This window comes from Amycolatopsis sp. lyj-84 (genome assembly GCF_046549075.1).
Classification (GTDB): Bacteria; Actinomycetota; Actinomycetes; order Mycobacteriales; family Pseudonocardiaceae; genus Amycolatopsis.
This window is the reverse complement of sequence record NZ_JAJPWO010000002.1, coordinates 38,299-56,194: the sequence shown is the minus strand read 5'-3', so window position 1 is coordinate 56,194 and position 17,896 is coordinate 38,299. Positions and strand designations below refer to the sequence as shown.

Genomic DNA, 17,896 nt, shown 5'->3' with positions numbered 1-17,896 from the left:
AGGCGTCGGCAGGTGTTGCGAACGTGGCCTTCGCAGCGTCCGCGGCGGCACCCGCCAGGAGTCCACTGTCCGCGAAGGCCTCCTTCCCTACTCTCACGGTAGGCAAGGAGGCCTTCACGGACGGATCCAGTGCGTGTACGACGCCTGAAGCGGCGGTCAGGACAAGGCCCCGCCCACTGTCGGAGCGCATTGGGGAAATCGCTCACCGCATTCGGTGAACGGGGTTGAATTTTCGTCGCGTGAAGGAATTCACCCGGCCGTAGTTCCGCCATTGTCGCGTCCGGTGCCGTCTGTCAGGATGCTCGTGACTCGACCCGAAGGAGTGTCCAGTGGCTTCCCGTCTCAACCCTTACATCAGCTTCGCCGGCGATGCCCGGCAGGCGATGGAATTCTACAAGTCGGTGTTCGGCGGAGAACTGACGCTGAACACGTTCGGCGAGTCCGGTATGGCGGGTTCGCCCGTGGAGGACCAGATCATGCACAGCCAGCTCGATTCCCCTGGCGGCTACACGATCATGGCGTCGGACACACCGCCGGGAATGGAGCACAAGCCGGGCACCAACCTGTCGGTCAGCCTCAGCGGTGATGACGGGGAGGAATTGCGCGGATACTGGGAGAAACTCTCCGCCGACGGCACCGTTTCGGTGCCGTTCGAAAAGCAGATGTGGGGTGACGAATTCGGTGCCTGCACCGACAAGTTCGGCATCTCCTGGATGGTGAACGTCATTCAAGGCTAGGGCATTCCGGCCCGGTGCGATCGGTGCCGAAGCTCCCGACTTCCGGGGACTTGCGGCTCCGATCGCGCGAAACCTGTCATGCCGCCGGTGAAATCGCCGATCACCCCTGGTGAGGATTCGGTGGTTCCATCAGGAGGCAGGGATATGAACAGAATGGTCGCGGCACTGCTGGTTTCGGCGGGTGCCGCCGCGGTGCTGGGTGGTTGCGGGACGGCGGGATCCGGCTCGCCACCGGTCACCGTGGTGCGGGAGATCTTGCCGCCGTCGACGACCACCGCCGTCGCACCGCCCGCCACTTCGGTGGTCGTGGTGGAGCCGCCGGTGACGGTCACGCGGGTGCCCGTGGCGCCGAGTCTCACCTCGTGTCAGCGCCTCCTCGCCGACGGATTCTCCTATGCGTATGCGTTCGACGCCTGGGTGAACGCGGGCCGTCCGCTGAGCTGGGACGCCGATCGCGACGGGTATCCCTGCGAGCAGTCCTACGGGAACCGGAACTAGACCGGCTCGCAGCGAACATCGATGGTGCCGCGCGGGTCTTCTTGCCCGAGTGCCCGCAAGTGAATCGGTGTCCCACCGGGATTGTCGTACAGCCGGATGCCGTCGCCGAGCAGGACCGGCGCGATGTGCAGGTCGATCTCGTCGATCAGCCGCAGTTCCAGCAGTTGACGGCCGATGTCCGGAGAGAACACTTCGAGGTTCTTCCCGTTCGCCGCCTCCAGTCCGATCCGGACCGCTTCGGCCGGGCCGCAGTTCAGGAACGTGACGCCCTCCGTGGGAGTCGCGTCCTCGGGATGGTGGGTGAGGACGAAGAGCGGTCCTTTCCAGGCGCCGCCGTAGATACCGCTCGGGTCGGGGTAGGCGTCCCAGCCGTCGCGGCCGCCGAGGACGGCGCCGGTGGTCGTGGCGTATTCGTCGATCAGGGTCGGCCGGGACGTGATGCCCGCCATCCAGTCCATGCCGTGGCCCGGTCCCGCGACGAAGCCGTCGAGGGACATCGTGAAGTGCCAGAGCACTTTCCCGCCCGCGGTCTGTGGTTCGAGCATTCCGCCTCCTACTGCTTGCGTTTTGCAATCGGTCGCTTCACGGTAGGCGGAGTGATGGTAGATTGCAACCACTTCGACCGGAGGTGAAGGATGGCGGAACCCGCCCGTTCGGGCTGTCCGATCAACGCCGCGATCGAGGCGTTCGGCGACAGCTGGAGCCTGCTCGTGCTGCGGGACATCATGTTCGGCACGCGGCGCTATTTCCGGGAACTGCTCGCCGGATCCGAAGAGGGGATCGCCTCCAACATCCTGGCCGACAGGCTGAAGCGGCTGGTCAAGGCCGGCCTGCTGACCCGTGAGGACGCCGGTCCCGGCAAGCGGGCCGCGTACAGCCTGACCGAGGCGTCGATCCAGCTGGTGCCCGTGTTCGCCCAGCTCGGTTCGTGGGGGCTCAGCCATCGGCCGACCACGAAGCGCTTGAGGGTGCGGGCCGAACTGCTCGCCGCGGGCGGGCCGGAACTATGGGCGGAGTTCATGACCGAACTGCGGGTCGTCCATCTCGGCGCTCGGGCGCCGGAGCAGGATGGGCCGGGCGTGCTGGAGCGTCTCGCGGCCGCCTATCAGGGCGCCCTCTGATGGCTTCTCGTTCCGGCAATTCACGCGACCGAAAAGGGCAGCCGATGGGGCTGAACGGCTCAAGCCGGTGGAGTATTCAGTGCGGGTTCCTTTCCCGGTATTCCGCCCAGACCTTCTTCGGCACGCACATTCGCCACGCGTCGACGATCAGCTCTCGTAACTCCTCGTAATCGATCGCGGACAGTCGGACGTGAACCCACCGATAGCGCATATCGGCCGGATTCGGCAACATGAACTTGTCCGGCTCACCTGTCACCAGCGCTTCCCGCTCTTCTTTGGGATAGCCGAATCCCAGCACGGTTTCGTCAGGTGACAGCGAAAGGAACACGATTCGCCCCACGCGGAACTTCACCCGGTCGCGGACCAGTGCCTCATAGGCGCGGGGCAGCTCCGAAGCGATCCTCCTGACGTCATCCCCGGTTACCATTTTTCCACCATTCCCCGCTGTCCGTTCCCCAGTCACCCTTGGCGCCCGTGGTGAAGACGACGTAAAGGTATTCGTCGAGGATCTTCGCCAGGGACACCGGTCTGCCCACAAGGGCGGGGATCCCGTCTCCCGCCTCCGCGATCACCGCGGCGGCCCACTCGCGGCCGAGCCGCAGGTGCCTGCCGAACGCGGCGCCGTCGCGGTCGCCGTGGAGGGCGGCCGCGATCGCGGCGTCCCACGGCATGATCGTGTTGGGCCGCAACGCATACAGGGCCTTGGCCGCGGCGGTCGGGCCGAGAGTGCGCCTCGCCCGTCCTGCTGAGACGACGACTTCCGAGAGGTCCGAGTACGCCTTCGCCGCCGTGTCGATCCCCGCGTCCGTCAGGTGGACGAGGTCGACGGTCGGCAGGGTGGTACCCCAGGTGTCCCACCAGGCCTGGACCCCGGCGTCGAAGGGGGCGGGCTCGCCTTCTCGCGGATACCGGATGCGGCATCCCCACGAGTTCAGCCAGCGAAGAAGAATCGTGCGATGTGCGGCCTGTGACAGGTCGATCGCGGACCGCGTTTCCGTGGTGAGCCGGAACCATGAGGTGTCGGCATTCGCGAAGCCGTTGAACACTTCGGCGGCACGCCGGAGTTCCGAGAGAGGGGGCAGGGGGCCAGACATGGGCGAACCCTATCCGGTGCCACCAAGGGGGTGAATTTCCACGTCCAACTATTGGACTTTGTACATTGAGTCACCTATTTGTATCTGCTGCGCGGTTCATTGGTCCTTTAGGGTTGTGGCCAAGAAGGCCACAAGGATGGCGGTCACGCAGCGCGATCGTGTTACCCCATCCCGGGGAGGAGTAAGGCATGGGCAGACCCGAGCGACCGTTGGACGGCTCCACTGGTCCGATCGCCGCATTCGCTCATGATCTGCGGGTGTTACGTAACCGAGCGGGAAACCCGAGCTACCGGGAACTCGCCAGAACGGCGCTGTTCGCGCCCTCCGTACTGTCCAGCGCCGCCAGCGGCCACCGGCTGCCCACCCTGGCGGTGACAATGGCGTTCGTCTCCGCGTGCGGCGGAGATCGTGCGGCGTGGGAACGACGCTGGAGGAGTGTCGCCGGGCAAACAGGTGGTGGCGTCGAGGTACGCGAGGAGCGTCCGCCCGCGCCCGCGACTGCCGAGATCCCGGCGGATGGCGCACAGGTGCTGGCATCCGGGGTCATCCACCTCGCCCGTCCGGCCCAGCTTCCCATGGGGTCCAGGACTTTCGTCGGCAGGGAAGGGGATTTGGCCGGTGCCGCCGAGATGATCGGGGCGACCGGCCCGGTCAAGGTGCCGCTCCTGGTCAGCGGTCCGATCGGGGTGGGTAAAACGGCTTTCGCCTTGCGGCTGGCCGAAGAGGTGGCCGCGGACTTCCCGGACGGGCAGCTCTACGCCGATCTGAGCAACAGCGGAACCGGTGGCCGGTCGGCGAACGGGATCGTGCGCGGCTTCCTGCGCGCGCTCGGCGTACCGGCGCATCTCGTGCCCGACGACCCGATGCAGCGGATCGGGCTGTACCGGTCCTTGCTGGCGGAACGCAGGTTGTTCGTTCTCCTGGCCGGCGTGAGCGACGAGGGGCAGGTGCGCCCGCTGCTGGGCCAGGCCCCGCACAGCCAGGTCGTGGTGACCAGCCGCGCCCGGCTGCTCGGCTTGGAGGACACGAACCGTGTCGAGCTGGATACGTTCTCGCGTAGGGAATCACTGGCGTTGATCGGCCGGATCGCCGGACCGAGCCGGGTGCGCGCCGAGCAAGACGCCACCGACACGATCGCCGAACTGTGCGGGGATCTTCCGCTGGCGGTCAACATCGTCGGCCGCAAGATCGCCGCGCGTCCCGAGTGGGCGATCGCGTATACGGCGGGGCAGCTCGCCGATCGCGAACGGCTCATGGACAGCCTCAGCGTCGGTGACGTCAACGTCCGGGACCGGTTCAGTTCCGCGTACGAACACCTGTCACCCGCCGGACGCGAGGCCATCCACCACTTCGGGCAGAGCGGGGCGGGCTGGACGACGTCGATCGGCATCGCCGCGGCGATGGGCATCATGATCGAGACCGCCGACGAGCTCCTGGAGTCCGTCGTGGACGCCGGGCTTCTCCAGCGCGCCAACGTCGCCGGCCGGTACGCGGTGTCCCGCTTGGTCAGCGCGTTCGCCGCGGAACGGCAACGGGAACCGGATCCGTTCGCCGCCGCCGTGCCGATGGCGGGCCGCCGGGCGCGGAAGAACGCCTTCGAATCGCTGCGCCACGACGCCGTGCGCACCCTGCCGGGCGGCTCGTCCGAAGGGTGATCGTTCGAGCCGCGCGGTGCTTCCGGGCAGCGGACCGCGCGGCTCGAAAGCACCGCGACAGGGGTGATCATGTTCAGGATCGGGCCCAGCCGGGTAGTCGGTGCGGAAAGCACCCGACCGGAAGGAGCCCGATGGCTGACAAGTTACGACCGCCGCAGCAGCAGGAGCCGCCGGGCGTGACGTCGGAGATGGACCCGCCGCCTCGTGACTCCATGGAGGACTACGAGGGCTGCGACCTGTTGCGCGGCAAGCGCGCGCTCATCACCGGCGGCGACTCCGGGATCGGCAGGGCGGTCGCCATCGCCTTCGCGAAGGAGGGCGCCGACGTCGCGATCGCCTACCTCAACGAGCACGAGGACGCGAAGTACACCGAGGAGCGCGTCCGGGCCGAGGGCCGCGAGTGCCTTCTCCTGCCGGGCGACTTGGCCGAGGCCGCCCAGTGCCGCGAGATCGTCGCTCGGACCGTGGACGAGCTCGGCGGTCTGGACATCCTGGTCAACAACGTCGCCACGCAGTGGCCGGTCGACTCCCCGGAGGAACTCACCGACGAGCAGTGGACGCACACCTTCGACGTGAACATCCACAGCTTCTTCCGGGTGACCGACGCCGCGTTGCCGCATCTGAAGAAAGGCGCGGCGATCATCAACACCGGCTCGGTGAACGGCCTTCGCGGCAACAAGTCGCTCATCGACTACTCCGCGACCAAGGGCGCCGTCCACGCTTGGACCTACGCGATGGCCCAGGCACTGGCGGATCGCGGCGTCCGGATCAACTGCGTCGCGCCGGGGCCGGTCTGGACACCGCTGATCCCCTCGACGTTCCCGCCCGAGAAGGTCGAGAAGTTCGGCCTTCAGGTCCCGTTCGAGCGGGCCGCCCACCCCGACGACCTCGCACCTTCGTACGTCTTCTTGGCGTCCAACCGGCTTTCGTCGTACTACAGCGGCGAGGTCATCGCGGCGCTCGGCGGGGAGACGACACCCGGCTGAGCGCCGCGGTGACAGCGGGTCCCGGCCCGATCCGAGAGATTCGAGGAGGTGCGATGGCGATGACGGAGGCGCGGCGACGGTTGATGTCGCCGTTCGCCTGGGCAAGCCGGGCCGTCCGAGTCCCGGGCGAGGAACGGCGAAGCCTGATCCAGACCACGAAAGCCGCGGCCGCCGCGGTGATCGCGTGGATCGTCGCGACGTCGGTCCTCGACCTGCCACAGCCCTTTCTCGCGCCGTACGCGGCCGTTTTCCTGGTGCAGGCCACGGTTTACCGTTCCCTGCGCGGCTGGGCTCAGCAGGTCGGCGCGGTCAGTGTGGGAGTGCTGCTCGCGGCGGGCGCCGGCCAGTTCATCCCGTCGGTGACGGTGGCGCTCGGCCTGGTCATCTTCACCGGGTTGCTGATCGGCTCGTGGCGTGGTTTCGGCGACTCGGGGGTGTGGGTCGGGATCACCGGCATGCTGCTGATCTCCTACGGCAACGCGACCGAACCCGTCCTGCTCGCCGACAGGCTGCTCGAAACCGCGCTGGGCGCGGCGATCGGGGCGGTGCTGAACGCGGTGATCCTGCCGCCACTGCACGGGGAACGCCTGCGGGAGGCGACGGGACGCCTCGCCTCGGCCATCGCGGATGTCCTCAAGGAGACCGCGGCACTGGTCCGCGGCGGCGAACCGCCCGAGGCGACCGACGTTCTGCACGACCGGATGCGCGATGTCCGCAGCCTGGTCGCGGAGGCGGAGGAAGCGATCGGCTGGACCCAGGAGGGCCGGTACCTGAACCTCCGCAGACGGCGGGAGACCGGGGAAGACGCACTGGCGAATCTCATCTCCCTGTGGCCGCCGCTCGCCCAGTTGATCGACGCGGTGACCGAAGCCTCCCGGAGCGAGCAGCCGTTCCGGCATCCCGGCGAGTACGCGCGCGGAGTGGTCGGCGACCTGCTCGAAGCGCTCGCCGAAGTGGCGCGTTCGGGTGACCCGGACAAGCTCGATCGGTGCCGCACGCTGGTCGAAGAGATCGATCACCTGCTCGTCACCCCCACGGACGAGGTCACGACGTCGATCGGACTCGGGGCGATGGCGCTGCCCGCCCGGCGCCTGGTCCAGCGGCTCGGCGCCGATTAGGCCGGGGCGACGGCGGGTAACCGTACCCATGACCGGAAGCGGAAAGCGGACCGTGGTCACCGGCAACGTCGGGGCGGCCGTCGTACGCGCGTTTACGTCCTCGAACCTGCGAAGGCGCTGACATGAGAGAACGATTCCAAGGCGAGCTGAGCGTCCTCGGCGACCTCCTGTCGAGCATGTGCGGCATGGCGTGTGAGGAACTGCGCCTGGCCAACCGCGTCTTTCTCGACCGGGACGGCGCCGCCGTCATCCTGCTGGCGGGGGTGGAGACGAAGCTGAACGCGGCCCGGACCGAATGCGAGGAGACCGCGCAGAAGCTGCTCGCCCTGCAGGCGCCGGTCGCGGGGGATCTGCGGACCGTGCTCGCGGCGGTGTACTGCGCCGACCGGCTCGAGCGGATGGGCGACCTCGCCCAGCACATCGCCGACCAGGCCGCACGAGAGCCGGAATTCGCCGTGCCCGGGTCCCTCACCGGACGCTTCCGTGAGATGGCCGGGCTGGTTTGCTCGATGGCAGAGGACCTCGCCACGGGAATCGAGGGACCGACGGCCGAGGTGTTCCACTCCTTGGCCAGGACCGATCAACGGGTCGACGCGTTGTACGAGGAGCTGATGACACTCGTCACCGGTCCGGAATGGACGGACGGTGTCGCACCCGCGATCTCGGTGGCGCTGCTGGCGCGGTTCTACGAGCGCTTCGCCGATCAGGTCGTCTCCGTGGCGCGGCGGGTGGATTTCGCGCTCACGGGACAGCTGCCCGAATCCTCGGTGCGGGACAGCTCCGACGGTCCGGTCACGGCTCCCTGAAGTGCTATGAAAGGCCCGTTACTTGCAAAATTTGCAAGTAACGGGCCTTTCATAGCATCCCGGGAGCCGGGAACCGCAGCGATCACGAAGCGGGGTACTGATTCTCCCGCAGCAGGTTCGCCAGATGGACGGCGTTGCGCGCCAGGGTCGAGTTGGTCGATTCGACCGCTTCCGGAGTCTCGTCGAGGTCGTTGTAGTCGCCGCCCTTCATGGCCTCGCCGTTCCAGTAGGTCCCGCCCTGGGCCGGCACCGTGAACCCGGTGTCGTTGAGGGCCTGGAACAGGTCCGCGGTGACCTTGTGGGCGCCGTCTTCGTTGCCTACGACGGCGGTGACCCCGATCTTGGCGAACATCGCGGGCCTGCCCTCGTCGTCCGTCTCGGACAGTTCGGCGTCGAGCCGCTCCAGGACACGCTGGGCCACACTGGACATGTGGCCGACCCAGGTCGGCGTGGAGATCAGCAGGATGTCCGCGGCGTCGATCTTGCGGCGGATCGCGGGCCAGGCGTCGCCGTCGCCCATGTCGGCCTCCACCCCGGGCTTGACGTCGTGGTCGACGACCCGCACCAGTTCGCCGGTGACACCGCGTTCCGCCATCTTGTCCAGCACCTGCCGGGCGATCAGGGCGCTGCTCGAAGCAGCGGGCGACGGTTTGAGCGAGCACACCAGGGCGAGGGCCTTCAACGGCTGGGTCATCGTGTCCTCCTGTTCATGCCGAGCGGCTACCCGGACAGGGATTCGGGGAAACCCGTGTGAATCGGGCGCAGCCGGGTAAGCCTCCGATATGCGTGCTTTGGTGATCGGATGGGCGAGTTTGCGTCACGGCGAGGCGACTCCCGTCGACGTACTCGGAATGCGGCGGGTCGACGCCGCGCTTTCGCTGGCCGAGGTGCCCCACGATCTCGCTTGGGGGCCGTCACACCGGCTGGAGGGGCTGGACTACGAGGAGGTGGACCCGGCGAGGTACAGCCATGTCGTGTTCGTCTCCGGCGCCGTGCGGGGAAGGCAGGTGTGCGAAGTGCACCGGCGGTTCGCGCACTGTCACCGGATCGCCGTCGGCGTTTCGGTGGCCGATCCGGGCGACGACGCGGTCACCGGGTTCGACCAGGTGCTCGCCCGTGACCATCAGGGGATCGCCACCCCCGACCTCTCGATCGACTCCCCGACCGACGAGGTGCTGGTGGCGGGCCTGATCCTCGCGCGGGAGCACACCGCCGTCCGGTCGTTCGTGACGAAGTGGGTCGCCGGGATCGATTGCGGGAGAGTGCCGCTCGAACCGGGTCTGGCGTTTTCGGACTGGGAACGCTGTGCGACGCCGGACCAGTTCGCGTCGATCCTGTCGCATCTGGACGTCGTGGTGACGACCCGGCTCGACGGGCTGGTGCTGGGCCTGAGGGCGGGTGTCCCCGTGCTGGCGGTGGATCCCGTCGCCGGTGGCGGCGCGCTGACGGCGCAGGCCGACGCGCTCGGCTGGCCGGCACTCGTCCCCGCCGAGGAGGCGGGGGAGACGGAGAACCTCGATTCGTGGTGGCGCTGGTGTTCTTCGGTGCAGGGCAGGGCGGTGGCCGCGCTGCGGGCGTTGCCGACCGACAACGTGCTGATGCGGGACATGGTGAAGGCGTTCAAGACCGGTCCGGTCCGGTAACGCGCGGGCTCACACGCGCGTCGGCGCCTCCTGCACTGCCGACGCATAGGCTCGCGCGCACTCCACCGCCACGCGGTCCCAGGAATACCGTGCCTGGACCCGGTCGCGTGCGGCGACGCCGAAGGTCTCCCGCGACGACGCGTCCGAAAGCAGCCGCCGCAGTGCACCGACGAGTTCCTTGGGATTGCCCGGCGACACCAGCGAACCGGTGACGCCGTCGATCACGGTTTCGGTGAGCACGCCGACCGATGCCGCCACCACGCTCACTCCGCACGCCATCGCTTCGAGCGGTACGAGACCGGACGGATCGGAGCGGGGCGCGCAGACCACGATGTCGGCGGAACGCAGGAGAGCGGGCAGATCCGCCCGCGGAACCCAGCCCGCCGTCCGCATCCGGCCCGCCACCCCGGCCCGCTCGGCGGTCCCGCGCAGGCGGCGCGCGTCCTCGGCCGTGAGACTTCCGGCGAGGACGAGTTCCGTCTCCGGCAACGCCGCCAGAGCGGTGATCACGACGTCGGCTCCCGGGATGCCGACGCTCACGATCCGGTGCCGCGCGGTACGGCGTGCGCTTTCGCCCTCCACGGTGAACTTCGCCGGGTCGACGCCACCGGAGACGACCGAGGCCCGCACCCGGGGCATTCCCAGCCGGGTGAGGGAGAGGACTTCGTCGGACGAGGTCGCCACCACCTGGCCCGCCTGTTTGGCGATCATGCGCTCGACCCGGGTCCGGTCCGCATCTCCGGCCCCGAGGGTGTGGAAGGTCTGGACCACCGGGATGCCGAGGTCCTTGGCCGCCAGAAGCGAGGCGAGCCCGGACGACCAGAAGTGCGCGTGCACCACGTCCGGCCGGTCCTTGGTCCAGCGGGAGCGCAGGACGCGGGTGAAATCTCCCAGCGCCGGAAGGAGATCGTCCTCCTGGAGCCGCTTCGGGGGGCCCGCGAGCACCTGGACCACGCGGTATCCGTCCGGGGTCTCGACCGTCGCCGGGGTCCGGCGGCTCTCGCGGCGGGTGTACACGGTGACGTCATGGCCTTCGCGGGTTAGGGCGGCGGACAGTTCGGCGATGTGGACGTGCCGTCGTCCGACCGGGCCGTCGCCGAGGACGGCGAGCGGACTGGCCTGCGCGGAGACCATCGCGATCTTCATCGGCGGGTGTGGCGGGTCACGACGACCATCGGGTATGCCTCCGTTCCCCCTGGCGGCGGATACCCCGTGGTGGCATCGCGAAACACACCCTCCCCGGCGGCGGGCCATTGTGGACGTTTGGCGTCCCGTGATCGGGGTAGCCCGGAGCATGACCGCGATGGTGAACCATGACTAGGAAACGGGTCCGGATCGAATCCGGCGGCCCGATACTGGTGGAGGGCCCGGTCGAGATCGCCACGCCCGACGGCGAGACGGTGACCTCCGACCGGTTCCTCGTCGCGCTGTGCGCCTGCCGTCGCAGCAAGAGCTTTCCCTTCTGCGACACCAGCCACCGCCGCCGCTCACGGCAAGGGGAGCAACGGCCTCAGCAGTGACGTCTCACCGGCCGACCAGGCGCCCATCAGGTGCTCGGTCAGCCGGTTCTCCAGCAGTTCGGTGGCCTGTATGCCCAGCGCGATGTCCGCCGCCAGTTCCGGTTCCCGCGCCAGCAGATCTCCGATGACGTCGTGCCGTAGCACTTGTTCGTGCACCGCGTCGGCTTCGATGTGCTCGGTGTAGAAGTACCGGCATTCCCCGGCCGCACCGAGCCGCCCCAGCGCCTCGTCCATCCGCCGGGCGGAAGGCCCGGTGCTGATCTCGGTACTGGCGAAATGCCCGACGAGCGCCCCGCGCAGGCGCCGGTGCAAGCCGAACAGCGACATCATGTTCACCGTCGCGAGCGTGCAGGCCGGGACGTGGTCGAGGTAGGCGAGGTAGCCGTCGGACAGGTCCGCCGCGGTCAGCAGATCCGCGAAAAGGCGGGAATGCGCCTGTTCGGCCCGCCCGCCACCGAACTCGTCGAACTCCACGGCGACCAGCGCGGCCTTGGCCCGGCCCCGCAGCCGCGGGATCACCCAGGCATGGGGATCGGCCTCTTTGAGGTGGTAGATCGACCGATGCGCGAAGTACTCCTCGACATGCCACCATTCGCCCTTGTCGCGCAGGAAGTGCGAAACACCTTCCCCGTCGACGGGCTCGACCAGCATCTCGTCGAGCAGTCCTTGGACGTCGTCCCCACCGGGTACCGCGGCGCGGATGCCGTCCAGGAACGCGTGCTCCAGACCGGACCGGAAGCCGAGCAGGCGCGGGTCCCATTCCCAGCCGTCGTCGACGCCGTCGAAACCCTGGTAATGGAGCTCGTAGCAGACGTGCAGCGCGAGCTGCAGATCTTCGCCGAAGGGATCGGCTCCGATCACCGCGTCGTGGTCGAAGTCGTCCCGGCGACCGCCTGCCAGGGTGTTCACCACGGCGGCGGAGAGCGGGCCGCGGATCTCGGGCAGCCTCGCGGCCACCTCTCGGTCGATCGTCGTCATGCCCCCGGGTACCCGCTCTACGCGAGCGGAACCGTTTCCCCGGTCAGCATCCGCAACACCGCGACGTCCCCGTCCGCGGCGGCCCGGCGCTGCCGGTCGGCACCGGTGCCCTCACGTTCCAGCCGGTCGAGCAGCGTGCGCACCAGTGTCAGGTCGCCGGTGTCCTCCAGCGCCGGTCCGGCGTGCGCGAGCAACGCGGCGACCCGGTCGCCCGCCGGCACCGGCTTCTCCGTCACCGGGTCGATCGCGGGGCCGGAAAGACCGTGCCGGGCGGCCGACCACACCGCGGCGGCGGCGATCTGCGGATCCAGCGGTACGGCCTCCACCCCGTGGTCGAGATCGGTGAGCGCGGTGCGCACCAGTGCTCGGGTCAGCAAGGCCTGCAGGACGGCTTCGTCCACAGTGGAGGCGGTGTCGGCCGCCCGGATCTCGACCGTCGGCCAGCGCGACGACGGTCTGGCGAGCCAGAAGGTCTGGTTCCCGTCCACCAGGATCCCGCAGTCCACCAGCTTCCCGACCTGTTCCTCGTACGCGGCGGCGTCCGTGAAGTACGGCGCGATCCCCGAGCCGGGAAACCGGCTCTGCTCCACCGTCCGCCAGCTCTCGTACCCGGTGTCACGGCCGCCACTGAACGGTGAATTCGCCGACAGCGCGAGCAATGTGGGCAGCCATTCGGCCACATGGTTCACGACGGCGACCGCGGTCTCCCGGTCGGGCACGCCGACGTGCACGTGGCAGCCGCAGGCCTCGTAGGCCTCGACCACACCGGCGTACAGGGTGTCGATCTTGCCGTATCGGTCGTCGAGGCCGAGGTCCCGTTCGGGCGAGGGGTGCAGCGGAGTGCCGGAAGCGATGACGGCGCAGTCCTCGCCGGCCGCCGCTTCGGCCAGCGTCCGGCGGCCCGCGGTCAGGTGCTCGTACAGCTCGTCGGCGGTGGTGCAGACGCCGGTGACGGCCTCGATCTGCGTCAGCCGGAGTTCCCGGTGTACCGACGCGCCGTCCGGCAGCGGACAGCAGACCCGATGCCGGGCGAGGACCGCCTCGGCGCGCGGGCAGCTCACCCCGGTTCTCGGGTCGACCAGCAGGAACTCCTCCTCGACGCCGATGCCGGTCATCGCCGCCCTCGCTTCTCCGGCAGTGCCCGCACGGCCGGGCCCTGGATCACCGACCCGTCCAGGCCGAACCGTGAACCGTGGCAGGGGCAGTCCCAGGTCCGCTCCGCGTTGTTGAACGCGACCAGGCAGCCGAGGTGGGTGCAGTGGGCGCCGACGGTGTGCAGGTCACCGTCCGGATCGCGGTAGGCGGCGACGAGTTCACCGCCGTCCCTGGTCACCTTGGCCTCGCCGGGTGCGAGTTCGTCGAGGGACGCGGGCTTGCGCAACGCGCCGAGGTGGTCGCCCACCAGGAACTTCGCCACCGTGATGGTGTTCTCCACGGTCGAGATCGCGGAACGGAGGTCGTAGCGGTTCGGGTCGTACAGGTCCGCCGAAGGGTTGTCGCGCCCGGTCAGCAGGTCCGCCAGCAACAGCCCCGCCGCGGTCCCGCCCGTCATGCCCCACTGCCCGAAGCCGGTGGCGACCCAGAGATGGCGGCTCGCCGGGTGATAGCGCCCGACGTACGGCACCGAGTCCACAGTGGACAGGTCATGGGCGGACCACCGGTGGGTGACGCGGTGCACGGCGGCGTGTTCGCTCGCCCAGCCCGCCAGCCGCTCATAGCGGCTCTCGACGTCGACGGAGTCGCCGACACGATAGTGCTCGCCGCCCGCGACCGCGTAGGGGACGCCGTCGTTGAGGTAGCTCCGCACGGAGTGGTGCGTGTCGGCGTCGAGGTACATCCCTTCCGGCGGGTTCCCCTCGACCGGCCCGGCGACCACCAGATCGCGAACCGGGTCGAGCCGGGCGAAGTACAGGCCGCGGTCGAAGACCGGGTAGTGGGTCGCCACCACGACCTCGTCGGCCCGCACGTCGCCGGAACTGGTGCGCACCTTGGTCCCGCCGAGTTCGTCGACCCCTTCCGCGCGGACACCTTCGACGATCGTGCCGCCCGCCCGTTCGATCGCCTCGGCCAGCCCGAGCAGCCAGCGGCGCGGATGGAAATGCGCCTGTGAAGCGAACTTCACCGCGCCGAGCGCCTGGACGTCCAGGTCGACGGAGGTGACGTAGGTCGCGGGAAGGCCCGCTTCGGCGGCCGCTTCCGCCTCTCGCTCAAGGCTTTCCACGGTTTCGGGCTTGGTCGTGTAGACGAAGCTTTCGGCGCGGGTGAAGCCGCAGTCGATGCCGAGTTCGGCTGAGGTGGACTCGATCCAGCCCAAAGCGGATGTCTGCGTGTAGGCGTACATCGCGGCGGCTTCGGCGCCCTTGCTCTTGGCCAGCATGGCGTACTTCAGCCCGTGCTGGGCACTGATCTTCGCCGTGGTGTGCCCGGAAACGCCCGCCGCGACGCGATCCGCCTCCAGGACCAGCACCGAACGGCCCGCCTTCGCCAGGCGATACGCCGTGGTGAGACCGGCGATGCCGGCGCCGAGGACGGCGACATCGACCTCCGAGGGCAGCGGCGTACCGGTCCGATCGGGAGCGGGAGCGGTGTCGAGCCACAGTGAACGCGTTCCGGGCAACTCCGTCATGGTGGCCGGTTTCCCGGCGGGCAACGCGGGCAAACCAGAGCGGTCCGGGTTTTCTGGATCACGCGAACGGGTAGCACTCGCCCATGACCACATCCTCCAGGTCCCCAGAGGAAAAGAACATTTTTGTCCTCGGTCTCGACGACGCCAACGAGGATGTGCTGAGACGGATCCCCGGTGTCGCGCGGTATCGCTTCCATCCCTTGCTGTCGCCCGAAGAACTCCAGCACGGCGAGATCCCGATCGTCGAGTCGATGGACAAGGCCGTGTCGCATTTGGACGCCTTCACTGGGCCGATCGACGCAATAGTCGGCTATGGGGATTTCCCGTCTTCGACGATGGTGGCGATGCTGTGCGAAAAATACGGCCTTCCGGGAGTCTCGCTCGAGGCGGTGCTGAAATGCGAGCACAAGTACTGGAGCAGGCTCGAACAGGCGAAGGTGATCGACGAGGTGCCGTCGTTCGGCATCGTCGATCTCGATCACGAGGACCCCCGGCCGCCCGACGGTGTCGGCTACCCCCTGTGGCTCAAGCCGGTGAAGTCGTTCTCGTCGGAGCTCGCCTTCCGTGTGGCCGACGAGGACGGATTCGACAAGGCCGTCGCCGAGATCCGGGCGAGTGTCGACAGGGTGGGCAGGTCCTTCGACCGCGTTCTCGGCACGATCGAGCTCCCCGTCGAAGTGGCCGGCACCGGGGGAGCGGCGTGCCTCGCGGAGGGAGAGCTCAGCGGGGTGCGGGCCGCGACCGAAGGATATGTCCACAAAGGACATATCACGGTGTACGGCGCCCTCGATTCGGTCGACTACCCCGATTCCACCTGCTTGCTGAGGCATCAGTACCCGTCGCAGTTGCCCGAGGACGCCATCGAGCGGATGAAGGAGATCTCCGTCCGTGTGATGGAGCAGATCGGCTTCGACAACGCCACGTTCGGCATCGAATTCTTCTGCCACCCGGAATCCGGGCAAGTCTGCCTGCTGGAGATCACTCCGCGGCATTCACATTCCCACGCCGAGCTGTTCGAGTACGTCGACGGCGTGGCGAATCACCAGATCATGGTCCAGCTGGGGCTCGGGCAGGAACCCGGCGCGCGGCGGAACCGGGGTGACTACCGGATCGCGGGCAAGTGGTACCACCGTCGTTTCCGTGACGGACTGGTCACCCGCGTGCCCACCCGGGGCGAGATCGCGGACCTGGAGGCGGAGATCCGCGGCGTGCGGATCGAAGTGGTGCCGGAGAAGGGGGTCCGGCTCTCGGAACTGCCCGTGCAGGACAGCCACAGCTACGAACTCGCGCACATCTTCGTCGCGGCGCAGACCCAGCGGGAGATGGAAAGCAAGTACCGCAAGTGCACCGAAGCGCTGCGGTTCGACTTCGAGGAGGGATAGCCCATGCGTACGGTGGCTTCGCTATCGTACGAGCCGAAACTGGCACCGGACGATTTCCCGCGATCAGGTTTAGCGCCGGAGGAGCGGGTAACCGGGGGGCAGCGGCGGGTGAAGCGTGGTTGTGCGACCACCGGCCGCGAGGTGGACCGGCGCGGGCAGCCTCGGCGGAGCAGGGACGCCGGCGCGCCGGTCACCGCAACCAACCGGGTCAGACGACGAACAGGTCCACCACGTCCTCCGGCCTTTTCCGCTCTTCGAACCGCCTCCGTTGCCGGTCCGCGCCGTTTCCGCTTTCGAACAGCCGCGCGCAACCGTCGCGGACGAAGTCCAGGTCGCCGGTCGATTCCAGCGCGGACGCCGCGAAGGCCACGACGTCGTCGACGACCTTCGGTGCCGGGGCGAGGTCCCCCGTGACCGGATGCGGGCACTGACCGGAAAGCCCTTCGCGGGAGGCACGCCAAAGATGCGCGCGCAGCACCTCGTTGGACAGCCGGGAGGCAGGCTCGCCCTCGTCGAGGACGGTGGTGACCAGTCCCCGGATCAGGATGCCGAGCAGGACCGCCTCGTCAGGCGTCGACGCCACGTCGGAGAACCGGAACTCGACCGTCGGTTGCCCCTCGGAAAGCCTTACATCCCAATAAACCATCGCGCGATCGAGGATCGCGCCCGCGCGCAGCCAGGCGTCCACGATGCTCTCGTAGTGGTCGAGTGAGGTGAACTCCGGTGGTGGTCCCGCGGACGGCCATCTGGACCATTGCTGATACCGCCAACTGCTGTAGCCGGTGTCGATGCCGTCCGAGATCGCGGAGTTCGCGGTGAGCGTGAGCAGCGCGGGCAGCCAGGGCCGGATCCGCCTGATCAACCGGACACCCGTTTCCCGGTCCGGGATCGCGATGTGGACGTGGCAGCCGCAGGTCGACGTGGCGCGTGCGGTGGCGCCGAAGTGCCTGGCCATCTGCTCGTAGCGGGGGTGCGGGGTGATCGATGGCAGCTCGGCTTCGGCCATCGGCGGGCTTCCGCAGGCGAGGAGGCGAGAGCCCCGCTGAGCCGCCGCCTCGGCGAGCTCGGTGCGGAGGGCTTTCAGCTGGTGTAACCCCTCGTCGCGCGTCCGGCAGATACCGGTCGCGGATTCGACCTGGGAGAGAGTGAGTTCGTGCTGCAGTTCTCCTTGGCCTTCTTCCGCGGAGTCGACGACGACGTTGCCGCTGAGGGAGAGATGTCCTTCGCGGTCTACGACGAAGAACTCTTCTTCGATACCGAAAGTGAGTTCGTCACCGGTCACGAACGCGGGATAGCCACCGGCGGTCCCCGGTAAACCTGTTTTCCCGATACCGGTTCCGGGTATTCACCGGGTATGGACCCCGTCTCGGCGGAACCGCCGTACTTGCTGGCCGCGCAGGCCTCTTCCGTTGTGCGCCATCTGTATCGCCGGGTGCAGGACGACGAACTCGACTCCGCGGCCGATCTCAACCGGACACTCGGCGCGCTGCGCCGGCTGTCCGACGACCTCGCCCACATCCTGCCCGGACTCCAGGAGCAGCTCGAAGAAAGGCTCTTGGACGGCGGCCTCCCGAGCACCGGGCCGTCGGCCGAGGCCTGGGACACCGTGGCGGAGGTCGGCCTGGCACTCGCTCGCGCCCGGGCCGCCGGATTGCTGATGGCACAAGAACTCCGGGCGTCGCAACGGTTACTCGGCGGCTTGGCCGCACCGCTGGACGGTTCCGCCTGACGC

Annotated in this window: 20 protein-coding genes; 11 read left to right on the top strand and 9 right to left on the bottom strand. The window is 68.5% G+C overall.

What is annotated here, in order from left to right:
- Positions 1-329 precede the first annotated feature (329 nt).
- Entirely contained in the window at positions 330-737 is a 408-nt protein-coding gene (locus ACLJRM_RS05610) for a VOC family protein (protein WP_101607012.1), read from the top strand.
- A gap of 144 nt (positions 738-881) precedes the next feature.
- Complete coding sequence (locus tag ACLJRM_RS05605) at positions 882-1,235, top strand: hypothetical protein (RefSeq protein ID WP_233224307.1); 354 nt, start codon at positions 882-884, stop codon at positions 1,233-1,235.
- Here the strand turns inward: ACLJRM_RS05605 and ACLJRM_RS05600 are convergent.
- Positions 1,232-1,780: a dihydrofolate reductase family protein gene (locus ACLJRM_RS05600; protein WP_410662474.1), complete on the bottom strand. Its 549-nt coding sequence runs from the start codon at positions 1,778-1,780 to the stop codon at positions 1,232-1,234. The two genes, ACLJRM_RS05605 and ACLJRM_RS05600, sit on opposite strands and share 4 nt — an antisense overlap.
- 90 nt (positions 1,781-1,870) lie before the next feature.
- Between ACLJRM_RS05600 and ACLJRM_RS05595 the strand changes: the two genes are divergently transcribed.
- A complete protein-coding gene (locus tag ACLJRM_RS05595) occupies positions 1,871-2,356 on the top strand; it encodes a winged helix-turn-helix transcriptional regulator (RefSeq protein WP_410662473.1) in 486 nt (161 codons plus the stop codon).
- A gap of 76 nt (positions 2,357-2,432) precedes the next feature.
- On the opposite strand, the gene ACLJRM_RS05590 is transcribed toward ACLJRM_RS05595, so the two are convergent.
- Together ACLJRM_RS05590 and ACLJRM_RS05585 are read right to left on the bottom strand one after the other, a co-directional pair.
- Positions 2,433-2,783 (bottom strand): MmcQ/YjbR family DNA-binding protein, encoded by a 351-nt coding sequence (locus tag ACLJRM_RS05590; protein WP_101607015.1) that lies wholly within the window; start codon positions 2,781-2,783, stop codon positions 2,433-2,435.
- A complete protein-coding gene (locus tag ACLJRM_RS05585; protein WP_410662472.1) occupies positions 2,767-3,450 on the bottom strand; it encodes a hypothetical protein in 684 nt (227 codons plus the stop codon). Before ACLJRM_RS05585 ends, ACLJRM_RS05590 begins: the two co-directional genes overlap by 17 nt.
- Before the next feature lie 188 nt (positions 3,451-3,638).
- Between ACLJRM_RS05585 and ACLJRM_RS05580 the strand changes: the two genes are divergently transcribed.
- The 4 genes from ACLJRM_RS05580 (at position 3,639) to ACLJRM_RS05565 (ending at position 8,015) form a co-directional block, all read left to right on the top strand.
- The gene (locus ACLJRM_RS05580; protein ID WP_101607017.1) at positions 3,639-5,105 is read left to right on the top strand and encodes an NB-ARC domain-containing protein; all 1,467 of its coding nucleotides are present in this window, start codon (positions 3,639-3,641) and stop codon (positions 5,103-5,105) included.
- 131 nt (positions 5,106-5,236) lie between these two features.
- Positions 5,237-6,091 (top strand): SDR family oxidoreductase, encoded by an 855-nt coding sequence (locus ACLJRM_RS05575; RefSeq protein ID WP_410662471.1) that lies wholly within the window; start codon positions 5,237-5,239, stop codon positions 6,089-6,091.
- 59 nt (positions 6,092-6,150) lie between these two features.
- Entirely contained in the window at positions 6,151-7,209 is a 1,059-nt protein-coding gene (locus ACLJRM_RS05570; RefSeq protein ID WP_101613106.1) for an FUSC family protein, read from the top strand.
- Between the two features lie 122 nt (positions 7,210-7,331).
- Positions 7,332-8,015 carry a phosphate signaling complex PhoU family protein gene (locus tag ACLJRM_RS05565; RefSeq protein ID WP_410662470.1) on the top strand — a complete coding sequence of 228 codons (684 nt, stop codon included), beginning with the start codon at positions 7,332-7,334 and terminating at the stop codon, positions 8,013-8,015.
- An 82-nt stretch (positions 8,016-8,097) separates the two neighbouring features.
- On the opposite strand, the gene ACLJRM_RS05560 is transcribed toward ACLJRM_RS05565, so the two are convergent.
- Entirely contained in the window at positions 8,098-8,709 is a 612-nt protein-coding gene (locus ACLJRM_RS05560; protein WP_101607020.1) for a flavodoxin family protein, read from the bottom strand.
- A gap of 88 nt (positions 8,710-8,797) precedes the next feature.
- On the opposite strand from ACLJRM_RS05560, the gene ACLJRM_RS05555 reads away from it, so the two are divergent.
- Positions 8,798-9,658, top strand: a complete 861-nt coding sequence (locus ACLJRM_RS05555) for a polysaccharide pyruvyl transferase family protein (RefSeq protein ID WP_168214290.1) — start codon at positions 8,798-8,800, stop codon at positions 9,656-9,658.
- Positions 9,659-9,667: 9 nt separating this feature from the next.
- Here ACLJRM_RS05555 and ACLJRM_RS05550 read toward each other — a convergent pair whose 3' ends face one another.
- Entirely contained in the window at positions 9,668-10,804 is a 1,137-nt protein-coding gene (locus ACLJRM_RS05550) for a glycosyltransferase (protein WP_101607021.1), read from the bottom strand.
- Positions 10,805-10,971: 167 nt separating this feature from the next.
- On the opposite strand from ACLJRM_RS05550, the gene ACLJRM_RS05545 reads away from it, so the two are divergent.
- Positions 10,972-11,178, top strand: coding sequence for a CDGSH iron-sulfur domain-containing protein (locus ACLJRM_RS05545; RefSeq protein WP_101607022.1), 207 nt, complete (start codon positions 10,972-10,974; stop codon positions 11,176-11,178).
- On the opposite strand, the gene ACLJRM_RS05540 is transcribed toward ACLJRM_RS05545, so the two are convergent.
- Genes ACLJRM_RS05540 through ACLJRM_RS05530 form a run of 3 tightly spaced genes read right to left on the bottom strand, consistent with a single transcriptional unit; the run spans position 11,146 to position 14,782 of the window.
- Positions 11,146-12,156 (bottom strand): iron-containing redox enzyme family protein, encoded by a 1,011-nt coding sequence (locus ACLJRM_RS05540; RefSeq protein WP_101607023.1) that lies wholly within the window; start codon positions 12,154-12,156, stop codon positions 11,146-11,148. The genes ACLJRM_RS05545 and ACLJRM_RS05540 overlap by 33 nt on opposite strands.
- Before the next feature lie 17 nt (positions 12,157-12,173).
- Positions 12,174-13,271, bottom strand: coding sequence for a glutamate--cysteine ligase (locus ACLJRM_RS05535; RefSeq protein WP_101607024.1), 1,098 nt, complete (start codon positions 13,269-13,271; stop codon positions 12,174-12,176).
- The gene (locus ACLJRM_RS05530; protein WP_410662469.1) at positions 13,268-14,782 is read right to left on the bottom strand and encodes an FAD-dependent oxidoreductase; all 1,515 of its coding nucleotides are present in this window, start codon (positions 14,780-14,782) and stop codon (positions 13,268-13,270) included. The genes ACLJRM_RS05535 and ACLJRM_RS05530 overlap by 4 nt, the downstream gene beginning before the upstream one ends.
- A gap of 83 nt (positions 14,783-14,865) precedes the next feature.
- On the opposite strand from ACLJRM_RS05530, the gene ACLJRM_RS05525 reads away from it, so the two are divergent.
- Positions 14,866-16,164 (top strand): acetyl-CoA carboxylase biotin carboxylase subunit family protein, encoded by a 1,299-nt coding sequence (locus ACLJRM_RS05525; protein WP_410662468.1) that lies wholly within the window; start codon positions 14,866-14,868, stop codon positions 16,162-16,164.
- 208 nt (positions 16,165-16,372) lie between these two features.
- On the opposite strand, the gene ACLJRM_RS05520 is transcribed toward ACLJRM_RS05525, so the two are convergent.
- A complete protein-coding gene (locus tag ACLJRM_RS05520) occupies positions 16,373-17,446 on the bottom strand; it encodes a glutamate--cysteine ligase (RefSeq protein ID WP_410662467.1) in 1,074 nt (357 codons plus the stop codon).
- 72 nt (positions 17,447-17,518) lie between these two features.
- On the opposite strand from ACLJRM_RS05520, the gene ACLJRM_RS05515 reads away from it, so the two are divergent.
- Positions 17,519-17,893, top strand: a complete 375-nt coding sequence (locus tag ACLJRM_RS05515; RefSeq protein ID WP_101607028.1) for a hypothetical protein — start codon at positions 17,519-17,521, stop codon at positions 17,891-17,893.
- Positions 17,894-17,896: the final 3 nt, after the last annotated feature.